Source organism: Enterococcus avium (assembly GCF_002891025.1).
Taxonomy (GTDB): Bacteria; Bacillota; Bacilli; order Lactobacillales; family Enterococcaceae; genus Enterococcus_A; species Enterococcus_A avium.
Genome location: NZ_NBSL01000003.1, coordinates 610151 through 628321, shown reverse-complemented (window position 1 = coordinate 628321; position 18171 = coordinate 610151). Strand labels below are relative to the sequence as shown.

Genomic DNA, 18171 nt, shown 5'->3' with positions numbered 1-18171 from the left:
TCCTATAACAGATTGTACGGTCACGTTCTAATTAATCTTAACCAAAAACCAAAAAGAATCAATACGAATACATCAGCTCTCTAAGCTTTTCCTGCGCTGCCTGATCCTCAGAAATTTGAAAACTTTTAGTCGGTGTGTAGCTTCCTAAGCTTCCATCATCCGCGTATTCGCCAAACCCTGTGTTCGTACTAACAGGCTCACCGTTTCCTGTTTTCAATTCATAAACAACACCATTATCGCCTAATAAATACTTACTGACAGGTTTACTATAATCCATTTTTACAGAATAATTTGCCGCAAATGATCCTGCCATAAGCTCTTGCTTACCAACGCTCCCGTCTTTTGATGTATAAAAGACGCATCCGCCGATAGCATGAATAGGAAATGCATTTTCCCCTGGCACGCCATTATTCTGAACTTGCACCTGACCATCTGGGGTATTGGCATACCAATCACCACGTCCTGCCGCTCCATGATCAAAAAACCAATAACTAACCGCCATATTTCCTATTACAGCACGTCCCCCCGCCCAATCAAGAAACGCCTGATTCATTTGTCCTTTCTGAGCATCAGTAAGTTGAGCCTTACTACTAGATTCAGTCGTACTGCTGCTTTGCGACGCTGATGATACGGTTGATTCAGATATTTGACTTGACGAGGTTTCTGGTGCTAAAGAAACACTTCTCGATGGTTCTGCTTCTTCTTTCTTAGTTGAATTGCAGCCTGACAATAAAAATACGACACAAAATCCTAACATAATAAAACTAATTTTTTTCATCTTAATCCCCCGAAAAATGAACTGATTTTTTTAATTTTACCACTAAGTAAAGTAAAAAGAATGAGAAAAAAGCAAGAACCAGTTTACAATTGAGATTTTCACGGTTTTTATTAGCGAATAGTTTAACAAGCCGATTCCTTTGAAATGATAGCGGTTGCTATTATGATAAATGGGAACCAAGAAAGAAGGAAATGATATGACAGAAAGAATCTCTTTAGAAAAATCAGCCTTAGAATTTAGTATCGCTAATGAAAAAGAACCTTATATTTATCAATTACCTATAGATGAAGCACGTGCACTTTTAGAGGAAGTTCAAGATTCTCCAGTAGAAAAATTGGACGCAGATATTCAAGATGAAACATGGGAGCTAGGGAAATATGGAACGATTAACGTTCGAACCGTAAAACCAAGAGATACCACTGAGAAACTGCCAGTCATTCTTTATATTCATGGCGCTGGTTGGGTATTGGGCAGTGCGCAGACTCATGACAAATTAGTTCGCGAATTAGCCGTAAGAACCAACTCCATTGTTTTTGTTCCTGAATATGATCGTTCTCCTGAAGCAAAATATCCCGTGGCGATCGAACAAAGCTATGCCACACTGTTGAAATTAGTCGCGGATGCAGATGGAAAGTATGACACTGACCGCATCACGATTGCTGGTGACAGCGTAGGCGGAAATATGGCGACAGTCCTTACGATGTTGGCTAAGGATCGCAAAGGACCAAAAATCAATCAGCAATTATTATATTATCCTGTAACGAATCACGCATTTGATACGGACTCCTATAATCAATTTGCGACTGATTATTTCTTAGCTAAAGAAGGAATGAAATGGTTTTGGAATCATTATTTACCAGAAGGTCAAGACGCAACAATCAAAACAATCTCACCACTTCAGGCTTCTAAAGAAGAGTTGACCGGACTGCCAGCAGCTATGATTCTTAATGGCGAAGCCGATGTGTTAAGAGATGAAGGTGAAGAATATGCTCGCCATTTGCGGGATGCCGGAGTAGATGTGACACAAGTCCGCTTTCAAGGGATGATCCATGATTTCGTAATGGTCAATTCTATGGATCAAAGCCACGCGACAAGAGCCGCAATGGATGTCGCTACCGATTGGTTGAATAAACGAAATAAATAGAATATGAAAAAGGATCGGGCAAATGTTGCTGTTTGCTCGATCCTTTTTGAATATAATTATTGTTTTAGCTCGTTTTCTTCTACAGAATCATTGAAGGATTGGAATTAGCTATGTTGGCTGCATCAGTGGAAAGCTGAATATTTGAGCAAATTGAGAACATATAAAAGTCTATTTTATCTTAAACGTATGATTTTCACTCCTGAACGTACAAATTAATCAGTCTTTAGCCTCGTTTGAATCCTATGCGCACCTTATAGTTATCGTCTGAAAAAAGATAAATCCTCCTTAGAATTATCACTGTCATTTTTTATTCCAAAGATAGAACAAAAAAGCACCTATTCCAAAAAAAAGGAATGGTGCTTGTATCGTATAATTTAGGCGGTCTCAAAAAACGGCAATATTCACATCTCCACCTGACGAACTCTTTCTATGTGCATCGTCAAGTACACTTCCTCCTCTAATGGCGGTTTCACATTATAGACCTTGTTCAAATAACGTATCACTTTTTCTGCACATTGAAAGGAGGACTGATATTGATCAAGGACAATGCGAATCATTTCTTCACTCATATCCATCATTTTGATTCCCTTTACCTGGCGAATCAAAAAATATTGAAGATGGGATACCAATCGAGAAAAATTTTTCGAGTTCTGATCAATTTTGATTTGAAAATGATATTGGATAATGGAAATGATCTCCGAAATAATTTTTGTGACGTTCATCGCCTGTTGAATCGAATCATAATTGCTTCCACTACTGATGAAATGCATAGCAATTGCCATTGATTCTGTCTCGTCTAATCCCACATCCTCTGTCTCATTGATCACAATAGCATACTCCAAAAGACAAAGCTGGTTGATATCTCAATGCCTTTCACAACTAACAATTTTGTCACACTTATCTTTTCTTAAGTTCTATTCTATATAATTTAGAAAAACAACGAAGGAGACACCATGAAAAAATTCATTATTCCTTGTATATTTCTTTTCTTGAGTATTTTGTTATTTTCGACTTCCGCCCTAGTCGGTTCTTACCTCGATTCAAGTGGAATGCTGATTGAACCAGCGTTCTTTTGTGTTCCGTTAGGCTACTTAACATTAGGACTTGCTTTCTTTACTGCCTTATACAGTTTCGTCAAACAAAGAATATTGAAGAAATACTCGGCTTGATTCGCACGCAAACCCTCTGTTGAAGAAAAGTTAGTTTTTTCAGCAATGAACTTTCGAGTATTAAAAAAGATGGTGATGCAAACATCCAGCGTCTGCATCGCCATCCTTTTTTTTATTCGTTACCAACAATTAATCCCAATCGCCAAAAGAAACCTTTTTCGGAATTTTCTTCTCCATTTTTTTCACCTGCTGGTCATATTGTCTTTTGTAATACCGATAATCCTCTTCAATCATTTTCAATGAGTTCCTTTGCTTGTTAGTCGTAGCATTTTTCTTTAATCCTTCTATTTGAAAAGCTAACGTCAATACATGAAGTTCTAAATCTTCGAATGCTGCATCATCCACAATGAACCACCCCTTTGATTTGTTTGTAATTCACAACAACCTTCTGATTATATAGATCAATTTCATCCCGAGTAAGCTCAGTATCTTGGCTAATATCGACTAAACAGCTGTGAGTGTACTTTTTTATCACTATCCCCGAGAGATTAAGCTGTCCCTCATTAAATAAAAAATCAATCCTATCTCCTACCAAATACTGCAAATTATAGGCATTCTCGCGAAGCTCCATCATAGAACTTGGCATCGCATGACTTCCGTTATTCAATTATTTTCACTCTCCTTCGCTCCTTCTCAACAACATATTAGGACTATTCATTTTTTAATCCATTAAAAAAATTTCAATTATCGTGTTGAGCTTTCGTTGCTTGTAAAGAAGCTTACTTACTATTCATTTTAACGGACTAAAGCCTGTATAGAAGAATATTCTTAATGAAAAATTAATGTTCTAGTTACAGAGAATTAATACAGGAAAGTATCACTATCATCTTGTAACTAATAATTGAGCAGTAACACATCCACCCGTGAGAACGGGTGGCTTTTTAACACCTCTAGAAGAGGTCACTACTCGCCTACTCCATAAATGGAGCTTTCTAAAAGACCACCAACCGCTCTTCGCTCGCTACTTTATTTCTTTTTCTTCATTTTGAATGGATCAACGTATTCTCGTTTACTTATACTATCTCGGATTCGATCATCTGATTCTTGCTCTCGTATATATTTTTCAATTGTTTTCTGGTTCAGACCGACTGTGCTCACGTAATACCCCTTTGACCAGAAACTTTTATTTCCATATTTATAGACTAAGTTTCCATGCTGCTCATGGATAAGCGTCGCACTTCTTCCTTTCAAGTAGCCCATGAACTGCGAGATACTTATTTTTGGTGGTACTTTTACCAACATGTGAATATGATCTGGCATTGCGTGTGCTTCGATTATTTCTACCTCTTTCATCTCGCAAAGCTTCCTCAAAATTCTTCCAATATCTTTTCTTAATTCCCCATAGATTACTTTTCTTCTATATTTTGGGGTGAAGACTATGTGATACTTACAATTCCATCTAGTATGTGATAAACTTTTGTCGTCTTTAGACATAGAAAAACTCCTTTCGATAAAATAAGCGGTTGGTAGCCACTTATTAGTATATCGAAAGGAGTTTTTATCGCTAAAGCTATTCCATCCACGCGTAGAAGCGCGCGGTTTTCTTGTTTCGTACGCTCCGCGAACGAAACTGACTAAAGTCATTAAAAAAAAAGTCCCCAGACCGTCATTCTGTAACGACGGTCTGGGAACTTTTGGTTCTATTTCTTATTCATCATCGAATAAGCTGCACACTATAGCTACCCTTATTTATTAAACTTTTTACTACCTAATTTCATATGAAATTGAGGGTCTTTAGGTATAGAAGGATCAACGCCACGTAAAGCTGGGATTTTTGCACATATTAATTGTAATGGGATAATAAAATTAAATGTCAACATCTCATTATCTGCTACTGTCGGTAAAAATAAATCTGTATTCTTTGACTCGTAATTGGTAAATAAATAGATTGTTTCACTCCAATCAGATAAGACTTCTTTCATTTTATCTGAACGAGTCTCATTTCCATTATCTAAGATAAACACAGTCGATTCCTCATTAATAGCATTATAAATTCCATGAATAAACTCTTCAAATTCATATCCGGTAACTGGACATCGCATTGTTTCTAATAATTTCAATGCACTTTCCAAAATATCACCATAGATCGCAGCTGGGCCAGTAATACGAATGTCTTTTATTTCCTTTAACTCTTCTTTATGATCTTCAATCCACGCTTCTGAAGCATCAAAGACTGCGCGGAAATGATTTGCCGCTTCCTTTGCATCAGCAATTTGTTTGTGATAAGCCTCTTCTGTCACAGTACCATTTTCCAAGCCGATATTCAGTGCCAATAATAAAAGATTCAATTTTGTACAATAGAATCCTTTTGTTTTCGCACCAGCTAACTCTTCTCCACATGCTACTGTTAAAATGTAATCTGCCACCTCATCAATGAAAGCATTCTCGGTTCCCGCCATTGAAGCTGTCATACATCCATGCTTTTTCGCCAGCTTCATTGCATTATAAGTTGAATAGCTACTTCCGCCTTGTGAAATTCCTACAACGAGGGTATGCTCGTTATCATTTAGAAAAGTATCTTCTGTAAGCTCAAAAGGATACATCGAACGAACATCAATCTTTAGTAATTTTCTCATTAAGCTGCTCATTTGAAGACCTGAATGATAACTTGTTCCTGAGCCAGTAATGATAATCCTTTTAATAGGTGCTTGCTTTACTTCAGCAAACAATTTTGGTGATTTCTCAATAATCTCCTGCATTCTTTCTGGTGTTTCAAGCATGTAGCTTTCAATTGTAGCCATTTGTCACTTCTCCTTTTTATAAAATTCCAATAGCGTGCATTAAAATCCCAAAAACAATGATTCCAATGGTCAGCCAAGTAATACTAACTTTTTTAATTAAACGGTAAATTACAAAGGTAAAGATTAGCGGAAGCATGTTTGGTAAAATTTGATCCAAAATGTCTTGAACAACGATTTCTGCACCACTAATTTTAAATTCTAAAGGTGTAGAAATCGACAACATCGTTGCTACCATACCGCCTACCACCGATAGACCAATAATGGTTGCTACGGACATGATTTTATCCATCAAGCCTTCTTTTTGAATTCGCTCCAGTGAGTTAACGCCAACTTGATAGCCTAATTTCAAACCAAAAATTCTTATTAAAAAGTTCGGAATATTATAAATTAACAGGAATAGGATCGGACCAAAAATGCTACCGTCTTTTGCAATTGATACCCCAATCCCAGCAGCGATGATTCGTAATGTCCCCCAGAAAATGGAATCACCAATCCCTGCTAGTGGTCCCATCAAAGAAGCTTTAACAGCGTTGATAGACTGTTCATCAAAGTCAACATTATTGGCATTTTCCTCCTCCATCGCAGTAGTAATTCCCATGATAGTAGGAACGACCGCTGGTGTGGTGTTAAAAATTTCCAAATGACGAACCAATGATGCGGATTGTTCTTTTTTTTCACTGTATAACCGTTTGATTACCGGAATCATTGAATAGCAATATCCGATATTTTGCATCCGTTCATAATTGAAGGCGCCCTGCAAGGCAAATGAACGCCAAAAAACACTACGAAGTTCTTTAGTCGTAACCTTAGTCAAAATCAATCTCTCCTTCCGTCAGATTATCCTGTATCGAGTCAACAGCTGCTTTTTTTGGTTCGATATAAAAATGCAAAATGAATGCTAAGCAAACAGCAAATAAAGCAATTGCGGTAATGTTCAAGCCTCCATAAGCGGCTGCTAGAAAACCAATAAAGAAAAATGGCGCCATTTTCTTTGAAAAGAGCATATCCATTAATAAGGCAAACCCAATTGCCGGCAATAAAGACCCCGCCACACTCATTCCATCCAAAATAACTTTAGGAATTGAGTTAATCAAATTAGAAACCTGATCGGCACCTAAGAGAATAGCTAAAAATGTCGGTAAAAATGTACTTAAGAAAAATAGACAGACTGGAACCCACATAGAGATAGCTAATCCTCTATAATTTGCTTCTTTAGCATAGTTATCCGCTTTATGAGCAAAATAGGTGTTAGCAATTCGTACAACAACGCCTAAAGTTTGAGCCAAAACAGCGATTGGTACTGCTAAAGCCAAAGCTACTTCTACTCCGCTACCTGAAATAATTGCAAAAGCTGTTCCCAAAATCCCGCCAGTTACCACATCTGGCGGGGTTGCTGCTCCAATTCCTGCTATTCCCATCCAGATCAGCTCCAGTTGAGCACCAATAACAATTCCCTGTTTTACATCTCCTAAAACCAATCCAACAAAAAGTCCCGTAACGAGCGGTCGATCAAACATCATCTGACCAAAAATCCGTCCATCCAAGATACCTATTCCTGCAATCAATCCCAACATTAATGCTTGTGCTACCATATCAATTCTCCTTTCCTATAAATCAAATTCCTCCAGTACCTTACGTTTGTCTCTTGGCAGCATACGGAATTCAACTTCTACTCCGCTTGCCTGAATAGCTTTCAAATTTTCAATATCCTGCTCATCAACAGCGACCAAATCTGTCAATTTTCTTTTCCCTTCAGAATATCGCAGACCTCCAATATTGATTTCTGTGATTACACCGCCAGAGTTAGCAAGTAATCGACGCGCATCAGTGGTATTCTTCACTAACACCAAAACATTGCTTTTTTTTGACTGACTGAATTTTTCAACTATCTCCCCTGATTCTTCAACACTTCGAATATAGAGATTGACATTGCTTGGTTTTGCCAAATTTAAAGCCATTGCTTTCATTTGATCATTTTTGGCCTCATCATTTACAACCAAAATAGTATTTACTCCCAATGATGATGTCCAACCGAAAGCAACCTGTCCATGGATCAATCGATCATCAATCCTCAATAATGATACTGTCATCCTCCACGCCTCCTTTATTTTCAATACATGCATTCACATGTAAAATTCCCTTTTTTGCTTCTTCTAAGCTAGTATTGATGCGTTCTACTATAGGTCCTTCGGATAAAAGTAAACTCAAAAGCATCGGTAGATTCACCCCAGTTACCAATTGAAAATCAAATCCTTCGAGTAAACATTCGGTGAAAAGGTTTGCGACACTGCCGCCAAACACATCCGTTAAAACGACTAACGGTTCATTTTTTATATCTGATAAATATTGCTTTACTTCTCTACTTGCATCCTCAGAAGATTTTGACTTTGTCATGCAGAAATAATCAATTGTGCTCTCTTCTCCAATAATCAGTTGGACACTATCAATGATTCCTTTTGAAAATTCACCATGTGTCGCAATCAAGTATTTCACTAAAATCCCTCCTTCATTTTTATATAAAGCAAAAAGCGTGCCAATTAGTGGCACGCTACGTGTTATAAAGAATATTATGGATATAACCAACCTCTGTTAAAGGGACTGTCACACTATATGTCTGTTCAAGCACACTAAAGACTTCCTGAATCACTCTGATCTCATTTTGATGCTCATAAGAAAATTTTTCTAAATCAGGAAAATCCAAAATTTCTGAATGCCGAATCAAACGTTCGACCATACAGCTAACATGAACATACATAGCCACCTTTCGGGCATTGGACAGCTTTAAAGATAAACGAATTTCAAGTTGCTGGATACATTCTTCAATCAGTTCCATAATCTTCTTCGTATCTAATATAGTTAATGATTCAATTACCCGAATCAATGAAAAATTCTTTACCAAACGATTATTTATCTCTGCAATATCCTCTTCAGCTAAAATTCCTTGGAATATTTCTGCAATCTTATTAGACCCATCACCTGAAATTATCGTTTCTAGGTATACAAAATTGCCTTTGAGCACTTCAGGATCATCGGTTCCAATAATGGCTAACAAATCATATTTTGAAGTTAACGCTGGACTGATCCCCTCTTCTTTCAGCTCACGAAATTCTGTCGGGATAATCTCAATATCTACCATTCCCTCTAAACAGTCATACAAAAGTCGTTGAATCTGTACGGCTGTTCCAATCCCAGTAAAACACGTAGTGATGATTGCTTTCCTTTTGCTGCGTTGAGGCTGAAATAGTTGAACATTGGGGGCCATCACTTCATTCATCTGTTCCGCAATCTCTGTTAATTCTTTGCCTTGTTGAATCAGATTGCCAATTTCTAAAGCCATTAGCGTTCCTAGTTGATCAATAAATAGAATTGGAATCTCAATATCCTGTTTCAATTGCTCATAAATCATGTTCAAGGAGCCCATATCAATAAGTAGCACAAGTCCTCGATTCACCTGATTTTCCTCTATATATAAACGTACCTTTTCACTTATATCATCTAAAGTTGCCTCAATGGGCATGTCAATGGAAGCAAAGGTAGCATTTCCCAGCATTCGATTACAGACATTCGCAATGCTACTAGCTGTGGCATAACCGTGTGCTAGTATGATTGCATCTAAATCAGTATACTGTTCGGCATGTTCCAAAGTTGATAAAAATAGAATAAATAAACAACGATCCACCTCGTTAAAGCTTAAATCCAAGCGTTTTTCTACTTCTGGTAATAATTTGTTGATGGCACTTTTGGCTAAACGATAATTATCACTTACAAATTGTTCAAAACCATTTGACAAAATCAGCTGATCCGTTTCTCCTTTCAATACATAGCGATAAATATAGTGAGCAAAAAATAAAACAAAATTTCCATCATAACGAAACTTAGTTTGGTAGTCTAGTTCGCGAAAAATTTCCTGCATTGTAGTTAAGATAAATTTCTCTAATGTCATATGACTCGCATATTTATCTTGATAAACAAGCTCATCCATAAATTGTGTTACTTGTTGCATCCATTGCTTTTTTAGCTCATGAAGATTTTCATCTCCTACTTCATAGTGCTGATAAAGCATCTTTAATCGGGAAATAAAGTGAATCAATTCTTTGGGTTTAGTAGACACTTGTCTCTTTTCATTAGAACTTGAAAAAATCAAATTCGATCCTTCAAAGGTTGTCCATTGTTTTTGTTCATGATTAAAAGCGTAGATTTTTTGCGGCAAATCTCTCAATTGTATTTTTACCTGCTTTTGTTCATTTCGCGCGATAGCACTTCCGCAAGCATATTTAATAGTGTTCTCAACTTCACCAATATTTCCCTCATAATGCGTTTGCAGCAAGATATTCATCACTCGAGGGGTAACCTCTATCACCTGATTTAAGTTGCGACTCTCCTTGCTAAATAGATACTCGATCATTTGGCGTTTTTCCATGATACCTCGTTCGTCCATGTTGGGAATATAAATATGAATAGGTATTCGTCGTAAAAACGTTTGCAGAAACTCCTGTGGCTTCTCGGTTGTAGCAAAAGCTAAACGTACTTTTGCTTTACGAAGTGTTGTTTCACCAATTCTTGAGAAAGTGCCTTTATCCATGAAGGTAAAAAGTTTTTCCTGTCCCTCAGCATTCAAACGATGAACTTCGTCTAAAAAAAGCAACCCCTGATCAGCTTCTTCCAAAAGACCAACCCTGCTTTCATAGGCTCCTGTGAAAGCTCCTTTTGCATACCCGAACAAAAGTCCTGATAATAGTTCAGGATTATTATAGTACTGCGCACAGTTCAAAATTTTGTAAGGTGCACCACTTGAAAGAATACCCGCCTTTATCATATATTCGTGCATTATTTGAACAAAATAGCTCTTTCCCACTCCAGTGTCTCCCATTATCATGATTGGCAAGCCATTTCCAGGATAAAAAACAGCTGTTTTCAATTGTTCTAATGCCTCAGATAAGCTTTTATCATAACCAATCATCTGTTCAAAAATTCGTTCAGAAGGTATTTTCTTTACAGAGTCAATAATATCTTTAACGCGTTCATACTCTTTCCTCAGTTCTAAATTAAAATATTGTTCAGAAGTTTTTTTTGCTAGAAATAGAACTGGACGTGTATTAACCTTGATTAATTCCCCACTCTCAACTAATCGATTAGCAGCCCGACTTGCTTGTGTTCTACTTACTTGCAGTACTTCTTCAATCTCAGGCGTATCAAAAAAGGCGTGCTGTAATTGATCTATCTGTAGATTTGTACACTTTTCTTCTGCTAATGCTACAATCGCTTCCTCTAGTGTTGTCATTTCATCACCTCTATGTACATTTTAAACAAGCAGACAATGAAAGCAACAAGCTAAATATACTTAACTTCTTAATATTATATTCGGAGCTTCCCTTTGTCGTATTTTCTAACTTTTTCTATTAATCGTGTTTTTTCCACTATTTGAAGATCTATTTTATTAATACTTCTTCTTCATTTACTTTAATTCTTCCCTATCTTTCCAATATCTCTTTCCGAAATTCCTCCCTTAGTAAAAGCAAATGCTCTTCAGAAAAATTCTGGGTCAGCTTATAACCAACGAAGTATGGGGAAACGATAAAACGTGGGGTTAGCTTAACGATGTACTTTCCTTCTTTCTCAAAGAAAAATAGATTATAGCTTTCGCAGCGTCCATAGTGATACGTAGTTAAAATATAATTAACCGTCTTTTGCACGTAGTCAGCCAAACGATGAATTGCCTCTGTGATCTGAGAATCAACAATAATATTGATTTCTAAAAATCCCATAATTGGCCTACTAGAAAAATTGATAACAACGTTGTTCTCAGACAGAACAGTGACTCCCTCAAAATTCTCCGGTTCGATTTGAGCCTCTCCGTCAATTTCCTTTAATCCGACGATTTGCATGTGCGGATGCTTTAAACTACCACCAGATAATGGGCCATGATTCTTATAAAAAAGGACGGATTTAAATTGTGGGTCTTTTTTGGTTTTTTCCCAGCAATCAAAGGCGAAAGTAAATAATTTTCGATTCTCTTCGATTGTATAAGTTGAAATATCCTTGTTATGGTCTGCATGTTCTATAATGATCGTTTGAAAGGTGTCCTGCAATGTTTGATATTTATTGAGCACCCAAAGCATGTCTTCTTCTCTTCTCAAGATATTCTCTTTTTCTGCGTACTCACAGAAGGGACATCCCGTCTTTTCTGATCCCAAATGTTGCGGCTTTCCATTGGCAGCCAGCGGTAAAAAAATTAAGTCTGCTTCTTTCTTATGCTTCATAGCTCTGTAGCTCCCATCTGAAAAAAATCACGGTTTATTACACACACATAGTGCCCACTAAAGTCTGCTAAAACAGACTTGCTTCGTAGTTTTCAACCGATTAATCCAATCATAGCATGATTTGGGATAAGAAATGACAACAAATTCTTCAATCAAATAGGTCAGTAGCTCAGATGAACTGCTGAAAAAAAGTGCCCAAAAGATCCTTACAGATCCCTTGAACACCTATAAATTATTTTTTCTTTTTAGATCATCCGTCGATTTGTTCGATAATTTTTTCCGCAGTCAAGCCAAATTCTTCCTGTAGAAAGGCTGGTGTTCCCACCTGTCCAAAACGTTCATCGACACCGATGCGTTTCAGAGGAATAGCAAGGCCGTTATCTGCTAAAACTTCTGCTACCGCACTGCCTAGACCGCCAGTGATCGAGTGGTTTTCAATGGTAATGACCATTTTCTTACCAATTAATCGCTCCAATAATAATTCCTTGTCTAACGGCTTAATCGTAAACATATCGATCACATCTGCGGTAATACCTCTTTCTTCAAGATGCTCCGCCACATCCAAAGCCTCAGAAACTAATTGTCCAGCCGCAACGATTAGATAATCTGAACCTTCTTTCAACAGGTTGCCTTTACCTAATGTAAAGCTCGAGCCTTCTGCATAAACATCGCGAACGCCTTTACGATTGCCACGAACATAATGCACACCAGTCAATTGACTAAATTCTTTAATGATCCACTCCATCTGAACAGCGTCAGCTGCATCACAGATAACCACATCAGGGATAGCACGTAATAATGCCACGTCCTCCCAAGTTGTATGGGTTCCGCCGTTATGCCCAGCCGCAAATCCAGGATCTGAACCAAAAATATTGATCGTATTTTTAGAATAGGCACCTGATAGAAAAACTTGATCCAATACACGTCTTGTTGCGAATGGCCCGAAGGTATGGACGAAAGGAATGTATCCAGTAAGATTTAATCCTGCAGCGACACCTACCATATTGGCTTCAGCGATTCCGACATTGATGAAACGATCAGGATTAGTCTTGATTAGATCCGTCCATTTGCTGGCAGCGCCTAAGTCGGCATCCAGAGCAATCACCTTCTCGTTGTTTTCCATCGTTTCTTTCAGAGCATCGACCACTGCAACACGAAGTTCTTTTCCAACTTCTCTAGTATTTGCTAATGTAAACATCTAGCCACACTCCTTTACTCGTTCTCGCAAATCAGCCAGGATACTCTCTGTCTGTGCCAATGTTTTCTCATTGTCAAATTTTACTGAGTGATTAGCCGCCATTTCTTCAAAAAAAGGTACTCCTTGACCTTTGACAGAATCAAGAATGATACAAACCGCATGATCTTTAATAGCTTTACAATCAGTGATCGCCTGATCAATGGCTGGTATGTCATCTCCTTTGGCCTTCACTGTTTTAAAACCAAATGCCCGCATCTTTTCCTCAATATTAAAAGGATTCAAAATTTCTTTTGTTGTTCCATCCAACTGCTTTTTATTTTCATCAATGATTACGATGCAGTTATTCAGCTTGAAATGAGCCAAATACTGAAAGGCCTCCCAGCATTGTCCTTCATTTAATTCGCCGTCTCCAACAATTAAATAAACGTAACTGTCTTTCTTCTGCAGCTTCAATCCTGTCGCGATTCCTGCCGCGACCGAGGTTCCTTGACCTAAAGAACCTGTCGTTGCATCCACTCCAGGTGTTTTTGTCCGATCTGGATGAGAAGGCAGTCTTGTGCCGCCTTCATTCAAGGTCATCAGCCAGTTTTTCTCAAAGAAACCAACTTCTGCTAACGCACTATACCAAGCAGTTCCTGCATGTCCCTTGGATAAAACAACTCGATCACGTTCCTCCCACTGAGGATTCTTTGGATCATAGTTCAATTGTTTTCCGTAGAGCACTGCTAATAATTCCACAATGGATAGCGAGCCGCCGATATGTCCGGCACCAACCTTCCTGATCGCCTCGATTGTATCAATCCGAATGTTCGTGGCTAAAATTTCTAATTTTTTAAGCGTTACTTCTTCCACACTATCTTCTCCCTTGAATTATTCAGAAACCGCACGTGATTTTTTCCCTTTGGTAACAGCTGTCAAAACGATCAAGATTCCTAATACTGCTAAAATTCCAATAATCGCAGCGATCTGTCCACCAAAATTGGCAAGATTTCCTAAGAAAATCCCAGTTACTCCATAATCTGTGTCAGAGAAGGTTGAACCCTGGAAGCCTAGTTCACCCATAACAGGCATTAAGAGAATCGGCATAAAGCTGATAATAACACCATGAACAAAAGATCCGACTACCGCTCCTCGCAGTCCGCCAGTCGCGTTTCCGTAAACACCGGCAGTTGCTCCACAGAAGAAATGCGGCACAACCCCTGGAATAATTACCGTCGTTCCGGTTAAGACCATGATCACTAAGCTCACAATTCCACCAACAAAGCTGGTTAAAAAGCCGATCAATACGGCATTGGGTGCATAAGGGAAAACGATTGGACAATCCAATGCTGGAATCGAATTTGGAACTAATTTCTCCGAGATTCCTTTAAATGCCGGAACAATTTCTGCTAAGATCAAACGAACACCTGCCAAGATAACGAATACCCCCGCCGCAAATGAGCCAGCCTGCTGCAGCGAATAAATAATATAGTTTGTGCCACCGCTTAAGTTTTCTGCTACAAAAGTATTTCCCGCAAATAAGGCAACAATCACATAAACGACTGCCATTGTAATCGTAATACTAACTGTGGAATCGCGTAGGAAGGACAAACCTTTCGGGAAGTTGATATCTTCAGTCGATTTTTCTTTATTTCCTACAAATTTACCGATCAGACCGCTCAGCGCATACCCAAAATTCCCTGTATGTCCTAAAGCAACCGTATCGTTCTTCGTAATTTGGCGAGTAAATGGCTGTGCGATAGCTGGGAAGATCGTGTTGGCCAAGCCCAAAGCCAAACCTCCAAATAATACCAATGGAACAGTTCCCATATCCGTCACACTCAAAATCACCGCGATCATACACGCCATGTAAAGTGTGGCATGTCCAGTTAAATAAATATATTTAAACCGAGTAATCCGCGCGATCAAAATATTAAAGGCCATTCCGACTAACATAATAAGTGCTGTGTACGTACCAAATTTATTAAGTGCCAAAGCAACAATCGCTTCATTATTCGGAACAACGCCCTGCATATTGAAGGCCGCTTGGAACATTTCTCCGAAAGGTGCCAATGAGCCTTCAATTACACCTGCTCCAGCTGTTACTACTAAGAAGCCCACAAATGTCTTGATTCCGCCTTTAACGATTGAAGCCGTATCTTTCTTTTGTAAGATATTTCCTAAAATAGCAATCAGAGCCACTAATAGCGCTGGCGTACTGGCAATATCAATTAATATACTTAAAATACCGTTCATTTTTTAATCCTCCTACTTTTTCTTTCCTTCCAGACATCGCATCCTATAGCAGTCCTTGTTTCACACATTCTGCTTGAACCTTTTCTTTTAGCTCGTCCATATCAATGATGCTATTTAATACAATTACATTGCCTAAATGCTGGGCGCTATCAGCTAAATCACCGCCGACAAAAAATGTATCTGCTAATTCTGGTGCTGCACTGCCCATATCATAATGAGCAACCTCTACGCCTTCTACTCCTAAATCTTTAAGTACAGATTGAATATTCATTTCCACCATAAAGCTTGAACCCAAACCTGATCCACATACCGCCGCAAATTTCATTATTCATCTTCTCCTTCAGTCATAATTTCTAAAATTTCTTCTTTTGTTGAAGCATTTAGTAAGGTATCTAATTTCTCTTTATTCGACAAAATTCTTGTTAAGCTCGCCAGCGCCTTTAAGTGCATTTCATTATCAATGGCTGCTAGACAAATAAAAATTTGAATCGGATGCTTTTCATCATCTGAAAGCAGCACAGGCGTATCCACCTTCAGCAGTGACATTCCTAACTCATTGACCCCATCTTCTGGACGTGCGTGAGGCAGTGCCACACCTTTACCAATATGGATAAATGGTCCGTAATCCTTCACTTTGTTAATCATTGCTTCTATATAGGTTTGATTGATTTTTTCTTTCTTCTTTAACGGGTCAGCAGCTATATCAATCGCCTCTTCCCAGCCCATCTTACGGTCTGTCAATTGAATCATGTCAGCTGTTAATAATTCTGATAACATCGGTCGATCATCTTCCCTTCTTTTCATTTCCTTGTTCATTTTTTTTTGCACAATGTTGTAGAGCTTTTCTTTTGTAATACCATTCTTTAATTCAATATGAGGGATTAAAATATCTAGAATTTCATTCACCGATGGAATCAACACCTTCGGAAAGAGAAAATCTTCCTGAACTCTTCTCATTAATGCGTTCTTTTCTAGTTGTGTCATGATTGGATTGATCACATAGAGCTTCTTATCTGTCTTCACTGGAACACTAGAGAAAATAAGATCAAATGCACTATCCATACCTTGATGATTGAATTGTTCAAAGGAACTTGTTTCGGAAAAATCAATCTGCGGAAACAATTCCTGCAGCTCAGACTTCATAATCAAAGATGAACTAATACCGCTAGGACAAAGAATCAGCGCCCTTAACTGGGCATTTCTCTTCTTTTGTCGTTGATTGCTGATTTCGCCGCCAAAGAGAATCGTGAAGTAGCCGATCTCTTCGTCAGGAATGTCCTTTTGAACGAGCTTCCTTAATGGAAATAACGCTAATTTGGTCAATTCAAAAATCTCATGGTATTGCATTTTTATTTCGTCAATTAATACATTGCTCAATTTAAAATCAAATTTGATTCGAAAATAAGCCGGAACCAAATGATAAAAAAGATCCAGTAGCAGCTTGCGATAATTCTTGAATTCAATCGCAGAAAGGCGTTCTATTTCATGAATGATCTCACTGGAGCATTCCAACAAAAACTCTAGCGAAGTATCTTGAATTTCCCCTTGAAGAACCGTCATGAAAATAACTGTGAAGTAATAGGATTCCATGCTGCTGTTTTTAATTTTCGAAAAATGCGCTAAGAACTGATTGCTCGCCTTGTGTGCGATCAATGGCGCTAAAAGCGCTTGATCCTCTTGCGAAAAGTCGATCTCATAGTTTTCCGTTCGGCAAATCAAATAGGAAATGAAATACACCATTTCTTCAAAACGACTAGGGACAAACACTAGATCATATTCTTCAATCGTCATTGAAAAATTTAAGCGAACATCTGTATACAGGTTTGGGGATTTTAATGATAGACCTTCATACAACAAACGATTGCCATTGGGACTGGCGGCTAAAATACCTAGCAAATAAAAAGCGGCTCCGCGGATCGAAGCTTCAGCTCCATTAAGAAAAAAACCAATTTTTCTAGAATATTCGAGGGTTACTCCACGTTCAGCCAGTGCTGCTCGAAGCTTTTTCAAATCCTTTAAAATCGTATTTTTACTGACGAACAGGAAGTCTTGGAAGTAGTAGACAGATAGTTCCTCAAATTGTGCAAAAGTCAGCAAGAAAATCATTGCCTGCCGTTCTTCTTCAAGAAAAACAACTTCCTCCCGCTTTTGATTAAAAAAGAGATCAATCCAATTCCGCGTAATCATTTTAGGAATTTCAATTTCTGTCTCTGTTATTAAAATTTCTGTTTCAAATAAGTCAGACGCCACTTCATTGACCTTTTCGATTGCCAAAAGCAGGTCCATTTTCCTCATTTTTGTCATTTCAGCTGCTTGATCAAGCAAATATTTTTCTTTTGAATCTCCAATAAGATAACTTAACCGATAATCTATCATATCCCTACCCCCACTTATACTATATATCCAGATCAAAGAAAGCGCTATAATTCTTCGGCACAACCTGTTTTCACTTTTTCCCAAACAGTGTACCGATGTTTTTACCCTGCGAAAAAAGAACATAAAACAACGATTTGTTTTTCTAAGTCAAAAGCTTTCCAATACAGCCTCTATACTCAGTTACTAGACTTACACATTCTTAATAAAAAACTAAGCGGGCTTTTTATGTAATTGTTCCCTTCGTTATTTTTCCGCCTTTGAACGAAAAAA

19 protein-coding genes are annotated in these 18171 nt (G+C 38.0%); 2 read left to right on the top strand and 17 right to left on the bottom strand.

Going from position 1 to position 18171, the window contains the following annotated elements:
- Window positions 1–58: 58 nt before the first annotated feature.
- Complete coding sequence (locus AUF14_RS18650; protein WP_102866460.1) at window positions 59–778, bottom strand: hypothetical protein; 720 nt, start codon at window positions 776–778, stop codon at window positions 59–61.
- Between the two features lie 196 nt (window positions 779–974).
- Here AUF14_RS18650 and AUF14_RS18645 point away from each other — a divergent pair, with 196 nt between their 5' ends.
- Window positions 975–1922: an alpha/beta hydrolase gene (locus tag AUF14_RS18645; protein ID WP_102866459.1), complete on the top strand. Its 948-nt coding sequence runs from the start codon at window positions 975–977 to the stop codon at window positions 1920–1922.
- A 401-nt stretch (window positions 1923–2323) separates the two neighbouring features.
- Here the strand turns inward: AUF14_RS18645 and AUF14_RS18640 are convergent, their stop codons facing one another.
- Window positions 2324–2764: a PRD domain-containing protein gene (locus AUF14_RS18640; protein ID WP_227656391.1), complete on the bottom strand. Its 441-nt coding sequence runs from the start codon at window positions 2762–2764 to the stop codon at window positions 2324–2326.
- A 111-nt stretch (window positions 2765–2875) separates the two neighbouring features.
- Between AUF14_RS18640 and AUF14_RS18635 the strand changes: the two genes are divergently transcribed.
- Window positions 2876–3091, top strand: coding sequence for a DUF3955 domain-containing protein (locus tag AUF14_RS18635; RefSeq protein ID WP_048719584.1), 216 nt, complete (start codon window positions 2876–2878; stop codon window positions 3089–3091).
- Window positions 3092–3220: 129 nt separating this feature from the next.
- Here the strand turns inward: AUF14_RS18635 and AUF14_RS18630 are convergent, their stop codons facing one another.
- From AUF14_RS18630 to AUF14_RS18560, 15 genes are all read right to left on the bottom strand, one after another.
- Window positions 3221–3436, bottom strand: a complete 216-nt coding sequence (locus AUF14_RS18630) for a hypothetical protein (RefSeq protein WP_102866457.1) — start codon at window positions 3434–3436, stop codon at window positions 3221–3223.
- Window positions 3429–3698 (bottom strand): DUF2187 family protein, encoded by a 270-nt coding sequence (locus AUF14_RS18625; protein WP_016178668.1) that lies wholly within the window; start codon window positions 3696–3698, stop codon window positions 3429–3431. Before AUF14_RS18625 ends, AUF14_RS18630 begins: the two co-directional genes overlap by 8 nt.
- A gap of 359 nt (window positions 3699–4057) precedes the next feature.
- Window positions 4058–4525 (bottom strand): IS200/IS605 family transposase, encoded by a 468-nt coding sequence (gene tnpA / locus AUF14_RS18620; RefSeq protein ID WP_028020983.1) that lies wholly within the window; start codon window positions 4523–4525, stop codon window positions 4058–4060.
- Window positions 4526–4776: 251 nt separating this feature from the next.
- Entirely contained in the window at window positions 4777–5832 is a 1056-nt protein-coding gene (locus AUF14_RS18615) for an SIS domain-containing protein (RefSeq protein ID WP_102866456.1), read from the bottom strand.
- A 16-nt stretch (window positions 5833–5848) separates the two neighbouring features.
- A complete protein-coding gene (locus AUF14_RS18610; protein ID WP_102866455.1) occupies window positions 5849–6646 on the bottom strand; it encodes a PTS system mannose/fructose/sorbose family transporter subunit IID in 798 nt (265 codons plus the stop codon).
- Entirely contained in the window at window positions 6639–7424 is a 786-nt protein-coding gene (locus tag AUF14_RS18605) for a PTS mannose/fructose/sorbose/N-acetylgalactosamine transporter subunit IIC (RefSeq protein WP_102866454.1), read from the bottom strand. Before AUF14_RS18605 ends, AUF14_RS18610 begins: the two co-directional genes overlap by 8 nt.
- 15 nt (window positions 7425–7439) lie before the next feature.
- Window positions 7440–7922, bottom strand: coding sequence for a PTS sugar transporter subunit IIB (locus tag AUF14_RS18600; protein WP_102866453.1), 483 nt, complete (start codon window positions 7920–7922; stop codon window positions 7440–7442).
- Window positions 7897–8325 (bottom strand): PTS sugar transporter subunit IIA, encoded by a 429-nt coding sequence (locus tag AUF14_RS18595; protein WP_102866452.1) that lies wholly within the window; start codon window positions 8323–8325, stop codon window positions 7897–7899. The genes AUF14_RS18600 and AUF14_RS18595 overlap by 26 nt, the downstream gene beginning before the upstream one ends.
- Before the next feature lie 55 nt (window positions 8326–8380).
- Window positions 8381–11113: a sigma 54-interacting transcriptional regulator gene (locus AUF14_RS18590; RefSeq protein ID WP_102866451.1), complete on the bottom strand. Its 2733-nt coding sequence runs from the start codon at window positions 11111–11113 to the stop codon at window positions 8381–8383.
- 190 nt (window positions 11114–11303) lie between these two features.
- Window positions 11304–12092 carry a DUF4931 domain-containing protein gene (locus AUF14_RS18585; protein WP_102866450.1) on the bottom strand — a complete coding sequence of 263 codons (789 nt, stop codon included), beginning with the start codon at window positions 12090–12092 and terminating at the stop codon, window positions 11304–11306.
- A 250-nt stretch (window positions 12093–12342) separates the two neighbouring features.
- The gene (locus tag AUF14_RS18580) at window positions 12343–13290 is read right to left on the bottom strand and encodes a transketolase family protein (RefSeq protein ID WP_102866449.1); all 948 of its coding nucleotides are present in this window, start codon (window positions 13288–13290) and stop codon (window positions 12343–12345) included.
- Window positions 13291–14142, bottom strand: coding sequence for a transketolase (locus AUF14_RS18575; RefSeq protein ID WP_102866448.1), 852 nt, complete (start codon window positions 14140–14142; stop codon window positions 13291–13293).
- A gap of 18 nt (window positions 14143–14160) precedes the next feature.
- Window positions 14161–15525 carry a PTS ascorbate transporter subunit IIC gene (locus AUF14_RS18570; protein ID WP_016178674.1) on the bottom strand — a complete coding sequence of 455 codons (1365 nt, stop codon included), beginning with the start codon at window positions 15523–15525 and terminating at the stop codon, window positions 14161–14163.
- A gap of 43 nt (window positions 15526–15568) precedes the next feature.
- Window positions 15569–15850 (bottom strand): PTS sugar transporter subunit IIB, encoded by a 282-nt coding sequence (locus tag AUF14_RS18565; protein ID WP_016178675.1) that lies wholly within the window; start codon window positions 15848–15850, stop codon window positions 15569–15571.
- Window positions 15850–17901, bottom strand: a complete 2052-nt coding sequence (locus AUF14_RS18560; protein ID WP_102866447.1) for a BglG family transcription antiterminator — start codon at window positions 17899–17901, stop codon at window positions 15850–15852. Before AUF14_RS18560 ends, AUF14_RS18565 begins: the two co-directional genes overlap by 1 nt.
- Window positions 17902–18171: the final 270 nt, after the last annotated feature.

Excerpts from the sequence above, each read along its gene's own strand:
- AUF14_RS18565 (WP_016178675.1), bottom strand. The coding sequence starts at position 15,850 with ATGAAATTTGCGGCGGTATGTGGATCAGGTTTGGGTTCAAGCTTTATG.
- AUF14_RS18635 (WP_048719584.1), top strand. The coding sequence starts at position 2,876 with ATGAAAAAATTCATTATTCCTTGTATATTTCTTTTCTTGAGTATTTTG.
- AUF14_RS18590 (WP_102866451.1), bottom strand. The coding sequence starts at position 11,113 with ATGACAACACTAGAGGAAGCGATTGTAGCATTAGCAGAAGAAAAGTGT.
- tnpA (WP_028020983.1), bottom strand. The coding sequence starts at position 4,525 with ATGTCTAAAGACGACAAAAGTTTATCACATACTAGATGGAATTGTAAG.
- AUF14_RS18650 (WP_102866460.1), bottom strand. The coding sequence starts at position 778 with ATGAAAAAAATTAGTTTTATTATGTTAGGATTTTGTGTCGTATTTTTA.
- AUF14_RS18600 (WP_102866453.1), bottom strand. The coding sequence starts at position 7,922 with ATGACAGTATCATTATTGAGGATTGATGATCGATTGATCCATGGACAG.
- AUF14_RS18615 (WP_102866456.1), bottom strand. The coding sequence starts at position 5,832 with ATGGCTACAATTGAAAGCTACATGCTTGAAACACCAGAAAGAATGCAG.
- AUF14_RS18580 (WP_102866449.1), bottom strand. The coding sequence starts at position 13,290 with ATGTTTACATTAGCAAATACTAGAGAAGTTGGAAAAGAACTTCGTGTT.
- AUF14_RS18605 (WP_102866454.1), bottom strand. The coding sequence starts at position 7,424 with ATGGTAGCACAAGCATTAATGTTGGGATTGATTGCAGGAATAGGTATC.
- AUF14_RS18645 (WP_102866459.1), top strand. The coding sequence starts at position 975 with ATGACAGAAAGAATCTCTTTAGAAAAATCAGCCTTAGAATTTAGTATC.
- AUF14_RS18560 (WP_102866447.1), bottom strand. The coding sequence starts at position 17,901 with ATGATAGATTATCGGTTAAGTTATCTTATTGGAGATTCAAAAGAAAAA.
- AUF14_RS18585 (WP_102866450.1), bottom strand. The coding sequence starts at position 12,092 with ATGAAGCATAAGAAAGAAGCAGACTTAATTTTTTTACCGCTGGCTGCC.
- AUF14_RS18570 (WP_016178674.1), bottom strand. The coding sequence starts at position 15,525 with ATGAACGGTATTTTAAGTATATTAATTGATATTGCCAGTACGCCAGCG.